Raw genomic sequence first — 13,886 nt, 5'->3', positions numbered from 1 at the left:
GAACTCAATCTGTACGAGTGCCCACACAGATGATTGCTTTATATTGTTAAAGAACGTTGCGATTATAAAGTTGAACTTTATCTCGCTAGGGCTGCGCATATTACGCTTTCCTATTTTTTTGTCAATACTTAAATTTAAACTTTCTAAAAAGATTCAATCTAAGTTTCACTTAACACCCTGAGTTGTTCGTGCCTCGCTATGCGTTGCTGTTTCCCGTCTCAGTGGGGTCGCATTATAGGGAGATCCAAAAACAGATCAACCCTTTTTTGAAGAAAACTTGAAATAATGTGCTGTTCGCACATATTTACATCGAAATGGTTACTTTAAACACTAAAAAGGCCCTGATGGGCCTTTTTAATTAGTTTACTATGAGCATCCAGCCAAGTTTTCCTTGCTGTTTAGACTCTTGTTGCAGCTCGCTGGCCATTAACGGATGATCTTTTAACCAGTTACTTTCAAACTTAAGGTCTAACACTTCATTTTTAGCAGTTAACTTAAACTTAGGCAGTACATCATCTTGTCTGCGCATTGATAAAATGACTGCTATTCGTAGTAATCTCACTATATATTGCGCTAATAGACTATTTACGCCGAGTGAATTAAAACAACCTTTTGGAAAATCAGATCGATGTGCATCTGCTACCGCTACTATTAATTTATGCTCTGATTGTGAAAAACCAGGCATATCGGTATTTTCCAAAATATAAGCGGTATGTTTATGGTACTGCTTATACTCTATTAGTAATCCAACCTCATGAAGCTGCGCTACCGCTTTTAATAGTGGTAACCCATTTAAGCTTTCAATTGGCCAATCTTTATCAATACTCAGCGCTAACTGCATTGCCAAGCTAGAAACTCGACACGCTTGTTTTTGATCAACATGATAACGACTCATAAACCCATCAACTGTGCGTTTGCGAATGTCGTTATTATGAAACTCCGGAACCATGCTATATAAAACACCTTCACGCAGTGCTCCACCCGCCAATCCCATTTTTTCTATTTCAAGAGATTCAAATAGTGCGATTAAGATTGCAAGTCCTGATACAAATACCAGTCGACGGTCTTCACTTAATCCAGGAAGGTCTAGCGCTGCAATAGTGCTAAATGCAATTGCTTGATCTTTTATAGTGTTGAGCTTTTCAAGTGTAAGTAAGTCGTCAAGATTTTGCGCGACCATAATTTCTTGAATTGCTTGTACTGTACCAGAAGCTCCAGATGCAATTTGCCATCCAGCTGCTTTATACTCTGGAGAAATTTCATCAATAACTGTACGAGCCGCTTTTATTGCTGCGTTAAAGTTACTCTTACTTAGTTGGCAATCTTTAAAATAGCGTTCAAGATAGGTAACACAGCCCATATTGAGGCTTTTGTAATGTAGGGCATCAAATGCTTTACCAATTACAACTTCTGTACTTGCACCACCAATATCAATAACAAGCTGTTTGCCAGTACAAGATGAAGTATGGGCAACACCTTTATAAATTGTGCGCGCTTCTAATTCTCCGCTAATAACATTAATGTTATGGCCAAGAATCTTTTCTGCATGATTTTTAAATACGTCGGCGTTAGTTGCTAACCGTAAGGTAGCTGTTGCTACTATGGTGATGTTTTTATCTGGGATATCTTGTAGACGCTCAGCAAAAAGGGCAAGGCATTCCCAGCCTCGCTGCATTGCTTCAGTGCTCAATACGTTTCCTTTATCAAGCCCTGCGGCTAATCGGACTTTGCGTTTAACACGTCCAATTGTTTGTAGACCGCCAGCAATTGATTTGGCTATAAGCATATGAAAGCTATTTGAGCCCAAATCAATAACTGCGTACACATTTTTTTGCGGTTTAAGTTGCCCCACCGTTCAAAAACCTCTAGTTACTACTACTTATACAAACGGTCGTTTATGACCGTCCTTTTTGGTAACTATTATTTGGGCGACGTCCGCTGTTATTACTACGGTTACGTGGACCTGTTGAATAGTTGCGCTTTCTTTGAATAATAGGCTGAGTTAAATCATCTAGCAATGCTGTTTTATCATAATGTGATAAAGGAATGCTGTGCTCTATATATTCTTCAATTTCATGCAGGTTGTATGCATATTGCTCACATGCAAAACTAATTGCGTGGCCTGATGCACCAGCGCGGCCAGTACGGCCAATACGGTGAACATAATCTTCACAATCGTCAGGTAAATCAAAGTTAAACACATGACTTACTTCTGGAATATGAAGACCACGCGCTGCAACATCGGTCGCAACTAAAAAGTCTAAATCACCTTTGCTAAATTGCGCTAATATAGTTTGGCGTTTTTTCTGGTTAACATCACCAGTAAGCATACCTACACGATGACCGTCTGATTTAAGCCAAGCATATACTGTTTCACAACTATGCTTGGTATTTGCAAACACGATTGCTTTCTCTGGCCATTCTTCTTCAATTAAGGTTAACAACAGCTTAATTTTATCTTCTTGCGAAGGATGAAATAGCTCTTCTTGAATACGTTTACCCGTTTTAACGTCAGGTTCAATTTGAACATGCTCTGGGTTTGTCATGTGCTCAAAAGCTAATTCTTGTACGCGGTACGATAATGTGGCAGAAAATAATAAGTTTAAACGCTTTGATGTATCTGGCATGCGATCGAACATATAGCGAATATCTTTGATAAAACCTAAATCGAACATACGATCGGCTTCGTCCAGCACGACTACCTCAATTTCATTAAGGGTGTAACAGCCTTGCTTATACAGATCAATTAGGCGACCTGTAGTACCAATTAAAATATCAACGCCTTTTTCTAGTTGTGCACGTTGTTTTTCGTAATCTTCGCCACCATATACTAAACCTAAGTTAAGATTACAGTGCGGCGCTAAAATTTTAGCATCTTTGTGTATCTGAATCGCAAGCTCCCGAGTAGGGGCCATGATCAGGGCTCTTGGATGTTTACTAGGTGCTTTGCTAGATTGTAATAACCGATGGCACGTGGCGGTTAAAAACGCCAACGTTTTGCCTGTACCCGTTTGAGCTTGGCCCGCGATATCGCGTCCATCACAAATAAAAGGTAGGCATTTTGCTTGAATAGGTGTGCAATATTCAAACCCATTCTCGGTTAAACCGGCAACCACTTCCGGTGCGATAGCAAAGTCTGAAAACTTTTTATCGGTTAAATGTGTCTTAGTCATAGCGTTTAAGCATAACGTTTAAACTTGCAATAAGAAACAAGAGTGTTTAAATACGCACTAAATATTTCGCCTAACTAAATCGGAGAGCGCAATGAGCGAGAAAATAATCCAAATTACTGACGATAGCTTTGAAGCTGACGTATTACAATCAGACAAACCAGTACTAGTAGATTTCTGGGCTGAATGGTGTGGACCTTGTAAAATGATCGCCCCTATTCTTCACGAAGTTGCTGATGAATACGACAGCCGTGTGACTGTTGCTAAATTAAATATTGACCAAAATGCTGGCACACCGCCAAAGTTTGGTATTCGTGGTATCCCTACTTTACTTCTTTTTAAAGATGGCCAAGTAGCTGCAACGAAAGTAGGTGCTCTTTCAAAAACTCAACTTATCGAGTTTTTAGAAAACAACATCTAACGGTAAGCTAGAACAATAAAAAGGGCTTTTTTGCCCTTTTTTAAATTTATTTTGTATAAAGACTGGACGCTTTGCCAGTGAACTGCTAGTTTATAAAGCCAACTAATCCTTAGTTATATTCAACAAACCTCACTCAACGATCAAAGCGATTTTGAGTATGACAACTGTAATAAAGAACCCACCAATATGCATTTACGCGAATTAAAAGACAAGTCGATTAAAGAGCTTGTAGACTTAGCTGAGTCCATGGGGCTCGAAAACGTAGCCCGCTTAAGAAAGCAAGATATCATTTTTGCCATTCTTAAATCCCATGCCAAAGGCGGAGAGAATATCTTCGGCGGCGGTGTATTAGAGATTTTACAAGATGGTTTCGGCTTCTTAAGATCATCAGAAGCCTCTTACTTAGCTGGGCCAGATGACATTTATGTTTCACCTAGCCAAATTCGCCGTTTCAGCATGCGTACTGGCGATTCAATTTCAGGCCTTATTCGTCCACCTAAAGACGGTGAACGTTACTTTGCTTTACTCAAAGTAAATGAAGTTAACTTTGATAAACCTGAAAACTCTCGAACTAAAATTCTTTTTGAAAACCTTACTCCACTACATGCAAACGAACGTTTTCGCATGGAACGTGGTAACGGCAGTAAAGAAGATATTACAGCCCGTGTACTTGATTTAGCATCTCCTATTGGCCGCGGCCAACGTGGCTTGTTAGTAGCTCCGCCAAAAGCGGGTAAAACAATGCTACTTCAAAACATTGCACAATCAATTACGCATAATCACCCTGATGTAACATTAATGGTTTTACTTATTGATGAACGTCCGGAAGAAGTAACAGAGATGCAACGCCTAGTTAAAGGTGAAGTTATTGCATCAACGTTCGATGAGCCAGCTTCTCGTCACGTACAAGTTGCCGAAATGGTTATCGAAAAAGCAAAACGCCTAGTTGAACATAAAAAAGATGTTGTTATCTTATTGGATTCAATCACTCGTTTAGCACGTGCTTATAACACCGTTATTCCTTCATCAGGTAAAGTACTTACTGGTGGTGTTGACGCTAACGCATTACATAAACCTAAGCGCTTCTTTGGTGCTGCACGTAACGTTGAGGAAGGTGGTAGCTTAACAATTATAGCTACAGCGCTTATCGATACCGGCTCTAAAATGGATGAAGTTATCTACGAAGAGTTTAAAGGTACTGGTAACATGGAACTTCACCTTAACCGTAAAATTGCGGAAAGACGTGTATTCCCTGCTATCGACTTTAATCGTTCAGGCACTCGTCGTGAAGAATTACTAACAAAACCAGATGAGCTTCAAAAGCTTTGGATTTTACGTAAAATTGTTCATGACATGTCAGAAATTGATGCGATGGAATTCTTAATCGATAAACTATCGATGAGCAAAACCAATGATGAATTTTTTGATTCGATGAGACGCCAATAAAGCGTTTTAGCTGAATAAAAAAAGCGCCTAAGGCGCTTTTTTTATGTCGGGATTAAACACAGTTTAACTTTCGTTATACTTTTTAAGTACACTCTGCAACGTATCAACGAGCGCTTTAAAGTCATTCGCACTACTTTTTTGGGTCCTGCGTAAAAGGGCTCTATCTAAACTTTGAGCCGATTGCGCAATTTCATCTAAACCAAACATTTGCGCCGCTCCTAAAATGCGATGACTATCTTTTTGTAGCGCGGCTAAATCTTCACTTATAAAATGCTGAGTAATCGTTTCACTCTCCAAAGCAAAGCTTTGCTTAAAACTTATCACAAGATCGCTCATATCAACTTCATTTTGCTTTGTAATTGGCTGATCTTCTGCATTATGTAGGTGGCTGGAAAGCGCTTTATAAAATGACTCTTTATCTATCGGTTTACCTAAGTAACCACTAAACCCTAACTCTAAATAGCCATCCACTTCATGACTCATAGCATTTGCAGTTAAAGCAAAAATAGGCCGCTCAAAACCACACTGTTTTAATAGCTGAAAAGCAGAACGCCCATCCATCACAGGCATTTGAATATCGAGTAGCACTAAATCAGGATACTCTTTTAAGCACTGCTCTACCGCTTGCTCACCATTTTCAACGGCAATAACCTCGAGCCCCATTGAACGTAAATAGCGGCTTATTAACCTTCGATTATCAGGGTGATCTTCTGCAAGTACAACACGCCCTGCCAATTGCTTATTTACCTTTGGAGCACTTTGAGTTTCAATCAGGCTTTGCGATTTATTTACTTCTGCGCACGGTAAAAAGAACGAAAACTGACTGCCCTTTTTGTATTCGCTTTGTACACTGATATAACCGCCCATCATCGCTGCTAATTGTTGCGATAAGCTAAGGCCTAACCCTGTCCCCCCAAAGCGACGGCTAATACTGTTATCAGCTTGGCTAAAGCATTCAAAAATAAGCTTTAACTGTCTAGAGCTCATACCAATACCGGTATCTTTTACAATAATCACTAGCCCTTGTTCACTCTTATTTAAAGCAATAATGATTTGGCCAGCGTGAGTAAACTTAATAGCATTAGCACATAAATTTATAAGAATTTGTTTTACGCGTATTAAATCCAGCTTAGTATAAAACTCATTACCCACTTGATTGTCTAAAATGAGGCGTAAATTTTTTGCTTTTGCTTGAGTGATAAACATTGCATGTACGTCATTTACAAGCTCTACAATATCAAAGCACGAAATATTTAACTCTAACCTATTAGCTTCAATTTTACTTAAATCGAGCACGTCGTTTATTAAGCTTTTTAAATGGTCGCTATGGCGCTGAATTACTCTTAATTCATCTTTAAGTGACTCAGGCTCATATAATTCATTAATTAAAGCATCTGTTTGCCCTAAAATAGCCGTTAGTGGAGTGCGGATTTCGTGGCTAATATTGGCCAAAAACTGGCTTTTAACATCGTTAGCTTCTCTTAGCTCCTGTGCTATTGCCTGTAACTCGGCAGTGCGCTGCGTAACTTGCTCTGTTAACTGCTGCTTAGCGCGTTTTTCTGCGCCACGGCGGTAAAGCGCAATACCAGTTACAACAACCAAAAGAAATAGTAAAAAAGAGAATAAAGTAAGCTGAGAACGCTGCGACATTTTTAGCTCTTGCACACGTCGATCTTGTTTAAGTTTTTCTATTTCTTGGTTTAATTGGGTTGCTTTAAATTGATGCTGAAGTACCGCTAGTGCATTTATAATTGCTGTACTTCTGAGTTTTCGTAGCTCACTAATATATTCTTGTTGCAAGGCCATTGCGCTTGAATAATCGCCTTTACTGGCTTCAAGTAGTGCTTTAGTCCCTAAACCCTCCCTAATTATTCGCTCACTGCCATATTCGTGGGCAAGTGAAATAGCTCTATCTAAACTTATTTTCGCCTCTTCTAAGTTGCCTTTAACAAACTGAATTTTACCAAGCGCATGTAGCGCATTAAGCTCTAAATTATGGTTACCTATTTTAAGCGCATAGTACTCACCTAATTTAGCTTGCTCGTACGCTTCATCTACTTTTTTTAACACTAAATTAGTATTTGCCAAGTTGGTATATTGCGTAGATAACTTATTGTAATCATTGGCTGAAATATAATAACGCAGCGCTAGCTGGTAATAATGAAGTGCTAAGTCAAATTGATTACTCTCCATATGAGCAACACCCATATTGTTGTATACCTGCGCAATACCGCTTTTATCATCTAACCGCTGATAAACTTTAAATACATCTTGATAAAGACTAAATGCACTATCGTAGCGTGATAAGCGTATATAAACGCCTGCTATATTAAGTAATATGTCGGTTTGATCTTGCTCACTACCGTGCGCTTCGTAAATAGCTTTTGCCTTTAAGTAAAACTCTAGGGTATCGCCTAGCTTATTCATATTAAAATAAGCCAAACCAATATTATTTAGTAAATTTGCTTGTTCAAGTAGTTGTTCATTTTTTTCAGCTAATACTAGGGTGCGGGTATATTCACTTATGGCCTTTTGAAATAGGCCTTGATAAAAAAGTGCTACACCTTGCATTTTTATTGCACGAAAGTGCTCGTCAGGAAAGAAAGTATCTGAAGTGTTTTTTTCTAATAATTTAAAATAGTGTAAAGATTCTTTAAAATTATCAGCCGATAACGCACTATTACCTAATGCCGAATAAACAGCGACACGCTCTTTTTTAGAAACGTTTTTATTAGCAAGTAACGTATTTGCTAATTGTAATTTAGGCTCCCACTGCACTTCGTTTTTGAATTGCTCAAATAACGAATCACTATTTTGGGCATAGCTAGGAGCTATTAGTACACAGCATATAGTAAATAAGAGGCATTTAAACTTGCCCAGCATAATTTTAATCCTTCAAACCGTTACTTATATCAGTGTAATCTTTATTGAAGATACACTAACTACTAGGGCCTAAACAATGCTTAACCCACTGATTGATGAGATTTTTGAGCTGATATTAACAAGGCAGGTTTGGCAAGTTCATACTTTAGCAGCAGAACTGACAAACCGCAGCGCAATAACAACACTCGATAAAAGCCCTGAACGTGATTTATTTAAACGTAACTTTTTAATTATGAATGCATTGTACCAACTGCAGGCACAATTACGCCCTCAAAGTTTACTCATTTCAACTCTGCATATCGAGCTTTTAGAAAAAGAAGATAATAGTTTAGTAACAACGAACGAAAATTTGCGAGATTATTATTTAGATTGGCGTAATTACGATACCGGTGAAGAGAAAATTGATGAGCTTTTGAATAGTTTTTGGCATCAGTTTAAAACGACATCACCACAACAAGTATTAAATGACAATGAATTTAAAGCGTTGGCTTTAGAATGGAAGTTACCTGAAAATTTCACTCTTAAAAACGTTCAAAAGCGCTGGAGACAACTTGCATTACAGATGCACCCAGATAAACCAAATGGTTGTGAAGTTAAGTTTAAAAAAATAAAATTACAATACGAGCAGCTAAAGGTAGCTGCTCGCTAATTTGTTAATTTAGCTATTTAAATTAACGAGTAAGGCGACGAGCGCGTATTTTACGCCCTTTAATGTTGCCTTCGGTTAGTTTGCGAAGTGCTGGTTTTGATGAGTTACGTTCAACAGCAACAAATGCTACGTTATCAAGTACGTTAATTTTACCTACTTGACGACCTGCAACCCCATCCTTACCTGTTAGAGCACCAAGAATATCGCCTGCACGTACTTTTTGCTTTTTACCTGAGTCAATCATCAAAGTAACCATTTCAGGGCGGTACGGCGGTTTATCTAATAAATTAAACGGCGGCATTTGCTCTGGAGTAATATCACGCTCGTAATGATCGCCAATTTGTGCAATTTTAAACGCTTCAGCTTCACCGTAAATAGAACAAGCAATGCCCTTTTTACCAGCACGTCCAGTTCGGCCAACACGGTGAACATGTGTTTGCGTGTCATGTGCTAAATGGTAGTTAATAACCATATCCATGTCATCAATATCTAAACCTCGTGCAGCAACATCGGTTGCAACAAGTATTGAAGCACTTTTATTTGAAAAGTGAATTAGCGTACGTTCACGATCGCGTTGCTCTAAATCACCGTGCAATGCAACAGCGCTGAAGCCTTCGTCAGCTAAATCATCACACACTTGTTGAGTTTCTACTTTGGTATTACAAAATACAACACAGCTTTGTGGTGTAAATTTAAGAAGTAATAACTTAAGCGTTGGATAGCGCTGCTTATTGTTATCCATTTTGTAGAAGTACTGCTTAATTGTGCTTTTGGCTTGCTCTTCTTCTACTTTAACCATTTCTGGATTTTTAAGTACACGCTTAGCAATTGCTTCAATAGCTCTTGGGAAAGTAGCACTAAATAACAATGTTTGACGATTTTGTGGAATACGCTCAATAATTGCATCAAGTGTGTCTTGAAAACCCATATCAAGCATTTGATCAGCTTCATCAAGCACCAATGTTTCCACATCATCTAAACGTAGAGTACCTTTACGAATATGGTCATCAACACGCCCTGGCGTGCCAACAATAATATGCGCGCCATGTTCAAGTGAACCTATTTGCGGGCCAATTGAAACACCACCACATAACGTCAATATTTTAATGTTATGAATGCCGCGCGCTAATTTACGCATTTCTACCGCAACCTGCTCGGCAAGTTCGCGAGTCGGACACAAGACTAAAGATTGAATACGAAAGCGTTTTACGTTTAATTTAGCTAACACACCCAAGCTAAACGCAGCAGTTTTACCTGAACCGGTTTTTGCCTGAGCAATGATGTCTTTACCAGCAAGTACAGGCGGCAAACTTTGCGCTTGTACAGGTGTCATGTGGGCATAGCCAAGTGTTGATAAGTTATCAACGAGTCCAGCCGGTAAAGCCAAAGATGAAAAAGCAGTTGAAGTCACAGTAAGTTCCATAGCAATAAAATAACATGGGAGAAAGCCCCACTAATATGCAGCTTATAATAGCAGAATTCGTAATTGGCAACCATTAACAAACACATTATAAAACATGTTAATGAAAGGTGTTGAAAATGATAGTAGTTTGCATTAAGATCACGATTGTTTTTACATACCTGCGCTGGAAGCAATTAATGAAACTGAATTCTATTTACATAGCACTATTAGCAAGCATTACAACAAGCACATATGCAAACACTACCGACCTTGAACGCATAGAAGTAAAGGGAAGCTACTTTAACGATTACAAAGTAGATAACGCTAATGGCGCAATGAGAACATCAGCTTCATTACTTGAAACTGCACAATCTGTCACTGTAATAACCGACACTATTATTAGCGAGCAGCTTGCCACTACACTTGGCGAAGTACTCACAAATGACGCAAGCTTAACTGCAGGCTCACAACAACGAAATCGTGAAGTATTTAACTTACGCGGCTTTGAGCTGAGCTCATCGACAGGTTATTTACGCGACGGTCATCAGCATTGGTCGCACTATCAGCAACCAATCGAAATTTTGCAGCAAGTTGAAGTAATTAAAGGCCCATCAAGTATTTTATATGGTCAGTCAGGCCCGGGTGGCTTGGTTAACATGGTAACTAAAAAGCCTACAGCACAAACATTATTTAATGCCAGTGCCGATGTAGATCAGCATGGGTCAACGCGCTTTATGGTTGATGCTGCAGGTGCCTTGACTGAATCGGAAGATTTACGTGCTCGCGGGATTTTAGTAAAGCAAGACGTTGACTACTGGCGTGAATACCAAAATGGTGAAAACCGTGAGCGTGACCGCTTTTTAGGTGCATTAGTTGTAGATTACGATATTAGCGATAACGCATTAGTACGTGTGCATTACGACCGCACAGATGACGAAGCAGGTTTAGATACTGGCGCATGGATAGACGATAACGCCAATGTAATTGGTAGCGATAAAACAATCCGTGATATGTCTTGGGCGTTTACCGATATTACCGTAGAAAACCTAGGTGTAGACCTAGAAGTATTTTTAACCGATAACTGGCAAGTAAAACTTGGCTATAACGAACAAACGTTTGAGCGCCAACGCTTTGAGTCAGCACCTCGCATGCCTAGTGGCTTTACTGAAGGTGACAGCTATGAATCTCGTCCTTACGACCGTTTTGACGATTGGCAATTTAAAACTGCATTTATTGATTTTATTGGTGAATTTAAAACAGGTAGCTTACAGCATCAGTTTTTAATTGGCGCAAACTCGCTAGATTACTACTACGGACAACGCCGTACTTCTGCTGACTACTTTGATTTTTCTGCAGGACAAGCAGAACCATCACGCCCATCTGTAAGTTATAAAACAGATGATACAGTAAGCGAAACTGAATACGACTATTACGGTATTTACGTTCAGGACTTAATTTCATTCTCACCACAATGGCAATTATCGCTAGGTGGCCGTTACGACAAACAAACACGAGAAGGTGCAGATAACGAGTCATTTGTACCAAAGGTAGGTGTGCTTTATCATCCAAATACTTCGGCAACTATATATGCTAGTTACTCAGAAGGTTTTGAGCCTCAAGGTAGTGAAACTCTGATAGATGAAACCGATGTAAATAATGGCATGAAGCTAGATGCCATTACCTCAGAGCAAAGAGAGATTGGTATTAAATGGCAATTATTTGATGACCGTTTACTGCTTACAGGTGCAATTTTTGATATTAGTAAAGAAGGCACACTTGTTAGCGAACAGCTTGAGACGCCTATTGGCTCATTCACAAGTGAAACAAACCAAGTGGGTGAACAACGCCATAAAGGTGTTGAAGTAAGCGCACAAGGTGCTGCTACTGACCGCTTATTTGTTATGGCATCAACTATGTATCTAGATGCTAACTTTGAACGCGATGAAGTATTGGAAGGTAAGCGCCCTACCGATGCACCAAAATGGTCGGCATCACTTTGGACTCGTTATGAATTAAACGACGCCATTGCCATTAACGCTGGTGCTTTTTATGAAGGCGAGCGCTTTGCAGATAGCGATAATACAATTACTAAAGATGCATATACACGTGTTGATGTAGGCGCCACTTATAAGTTTAACTTAAGCAATACCGATATTAACTTACGCCTTAACATCGAAAACTTATTTGATAAAAGCTATTTAGGTGGTGGCGGCACGAGTAATGTAACTGTTGGCGAGGGCACAAATCTTCGTTTAGCAGCGCAATTTAGCTTTTAATTAAATGCTTAAATAACAGCTTTAAAATATAGCCCGCGTACATTTACGCGGGCTTTTTTATATCTAAACGTTTATACCTAACAGCATTAAACCTATTACAAAGCCTATTCATCTCATCTATTTTTTATCATGTTTGTTACATGTTCTAATAGCGCTAATTATTAAAAAGGCTTACCCAAATGAAAAAATTAATTACCGCACTGCTGCTTACTAGTAGTATGGCTGCAAACGCTAACAACGCCGAATTTACCCAAAAGCAATTACAACAAGTCAATGAAGTGCGCACCTCTGCTCTAAATAGTGGTTTAAGCTATAAATTACTAGAGTCATTAACAACTGAAGTAGGACCTCGTTTACCTGGTACTGAAAATGATAAAAAAGCAGTGGCATGGGCTAAAGCTAAATTTAATGAGCTTGGTTTTGATAAAGTATGGCTTGAAGAAGCGACTTTTCCTGAATGGCGCCGTTATAGCGAAAGCGGAAAAATACTAACACCAAGCGAGCAACCTCTACATTTAACTGCATTAGGTAACAGTATAAGCACGCCTAAAGATGGGATCACAGCACCAGTAGTCTTGTTCGAAACACTTGATGAGTTAATTGCAGCACCAGAAAATAGCCTAAAAGGTAAAATTGCGTATATTAATTACCGCATGAACCGCGATATAGACGGGAATGGTTACGGACCTGCTGTAAAAGCACGTGGCACAGGCGCTATAGAGGCGTCTAAAAAAGGCGCTGTTGCCTACATGATGCGCTCGGTAAGTACTGGTCATCATCGTTTTGCACACACTGGCGGTAGTTACTACAAAGAAGGTGTTACAAAAATACCTAATGTAACCATTGCTAACCCAGATGCCGATCAGATTGCACGACTCATTGCTTTAGATAAAGACGTATCGGTAAATATTAATGTGCAAACCGAAAGCCTTGGTGAAGGCACAGGTTATAACGTTATTGGCCAATTTAATGGTACCGAAAACCCTGAGCAATATGTATTAATTGGCGGGCATTTAGATTCTTGGGACTTAGGAACTGGCGCACTAGATGACGGCGCAGGCGTTGCGCTAACAATGGCAGCCGCTAAGCATATTAGCGATGTAAAACGTCCTAAGCGCAGTATTCGTGTGGTACTTTTTGCAGCCGAAGAGCTAGGCCTTTGGGGTGCAAAAGCCTATTTTGCAAAGCATAAAAACGAGCTAAGCAATATTGTTGCAGCAGCTGAGTCTGATTTTGGCGCCGATGTTGTATATGCTTTTGAATCGAACGTAAGCGCAGAGTCACTTCCTGTAGTGCGTGCTATTGCAAAAGAACTTTCGCCGTTAAATATTGAGCATATTGGTAAAAACCAAGCGAATGGTGGCCCTGATCTAATTCCACTTAAAGCAGCAACCTCAGCACCTATTTTTGAACTTGCTCAAGATGGAACAGATTACTTTGATTACCATCATACAGCTGACGATACGCTTGATAAAGTAACACCTGCTAAGCTGCGTCAAAATACCGCTGCATACGCTGTATTTGCTCTAATGGCTGCGGATGCAAAAACAACAATTAAGCCTAAAGCTCAAAATAAGTAATAACAGACATACTTACTTACAGTTTGTGGCTTTAACTAACACGCTTCTTGTTTTACCTT

At 39.4% G+C, this 13,886-nt stretch carries 9 protein-coding genes; 5 read left to right on the top strand and 4 right to left on the bottom strand.

The features are described 5' to 3' along the window. Nucleotides 1–358 precede the first annotated feature (358 nt). Nucleotides 359–1,852, bottom strand: coding sequence for a guanosine-5'-triphosphate,3'-diphosphate diphosphatase (gene gppA / locus H5122_RS15415; protein WP_182674432.1), 1,494 nt, complete (start codon nt 1,850–1,852; stop codon nt 359–361). 43 nt (nt 1,853–1,895) lie between these two features. Further along, entirely contained in the window at nt 1,896–3,173 is a 1,278-nt protein-coding gene (gene rhlB, locus H5122_RS15410) for an ATP-dependent RNA helicase RhlB (RefSeq protein WP_002960940.1), read from the bottom strand. A gap of 91 nt (nt 3,174–3,264) precedes the next feature. On the opposite strand from rhlB, the gene trxA reads away from it, so the two are divergent. Further along, nucleotides 3,265–3,591: a thioredoxin TrxA gene (gene trxA, locus H5122_RS15405; protein ID WP_002960942.1), complete on the top strand. Its 327-nt coding sequence runs from the start codon at nt 3,265–3,267 to the stop codon at nt 3,589–3,591. 186 nt (nt 3,592–3,777) lie between these two features. Further along, entirely contained in the window at nt 3,778–5,037 is a 1,260-nt protein-coding gene (rho, locus tag H5122_RS15400; RefSeq protein WP_002960945.1) for a transcription termination factor Rho, read from the top strand. Nucleotides 5,038–5,100: 63 nt separating this feature from the next. Here the strand turns inward: rho and H5122_RS15395 are convergent, their stop codons facing one another. After that, complete coding sequence (locus H5122_RS15395) at nt 5,101–7,920, bottom strand: ATP-binding protein (protein WP_182683024.1); 2,820 nt, start codon at nt 7,918–7,920, stop codon at nt 5,101–5,103. A 76-nt stretch (nt 7,921–7,996) separates the two neighbouring features. On the opposite strand from H5122_RS15395, the gene H5122_RS15390 reads away from it, so the two are divergent. Continuing rightward, nucleotides 7,997–8,569, top strand: coding sequence for a DNA-J related domain-containing protein (locus H5122_RS15390; protein WP_182674436.1), 573 nt, complete (start codon nt 7,997–7,999; stop codon nt 8,567–8,569). Nucleotides 8,570–8,591: 22 nt separating this feature from the next. Here the strand turns inward: H5122_RS15390 and dbpA are convergent, their stop codons facing one another. Then, nucleotides 8,592–9,980 carry an ATP-dependent RNA helicase DbpA gene (gene dbpA, locus H5122_RS15385; RefSeq protein ID WP_002960948.1) on the bottom strand — a complete coding sequence of 463 codons (1,389 nt, stop codon included), beginning with the start codon at nt 9,978–9,980 and terminating at the stop codon, nt 8,592–8,594. A gap of 188 nt (nt 9,981–10,168) precedes the next feature. On the opposite strand from dbpA, the gene H5122_RS15380 reads away from it, so the two are divergent. Together H5122_RS15380 and H5122_RS15375 are read left to right on the top strand one after the other, a co-directional pair. Further along, nucleotides 10,169–12,247 (top strand): TonB-dependent siderophore receptor, encoded by a 2,079-nt coding sequence (locus H5122_RS15380; RefSeq protein WP_182683023.1) that lies wholly within the window; start codon nt 10,169–10,171, stop codon nt 12,245–12,247. A 179-nt stretch (nt 12,248–12,426) separates the two neighbouring features. Continuing rightward, complete coding sequence (locus tag H5122_RS15375; protein ID WP_182683022.1) at nt 12,427–13,827, top strand: M20/M25/M40 family metallo-hydrolase; 1,401 nt, start codon at nt 12,427–12,429, stop codon at nt 13,825–13,827. Nucleotides 13,828–13,886 lie beyond the last annotated feature (59 nt).

The sequence above is a fragment of the Pseudoalteromonas sp. SG43-8 genome, assembly GCF_014164245.1.
Classification (GTDB): domain Bacteria; phylum Pseudomonadota; class Gammaproteobacteria; order Enterobacterales; family Alteromonadaceae; genus Pseudoalteromonas; species Pseudoalteromonas distincta.
This window is presented reverse-complemented; position numbering and strand designations above follow the sequence as displayed.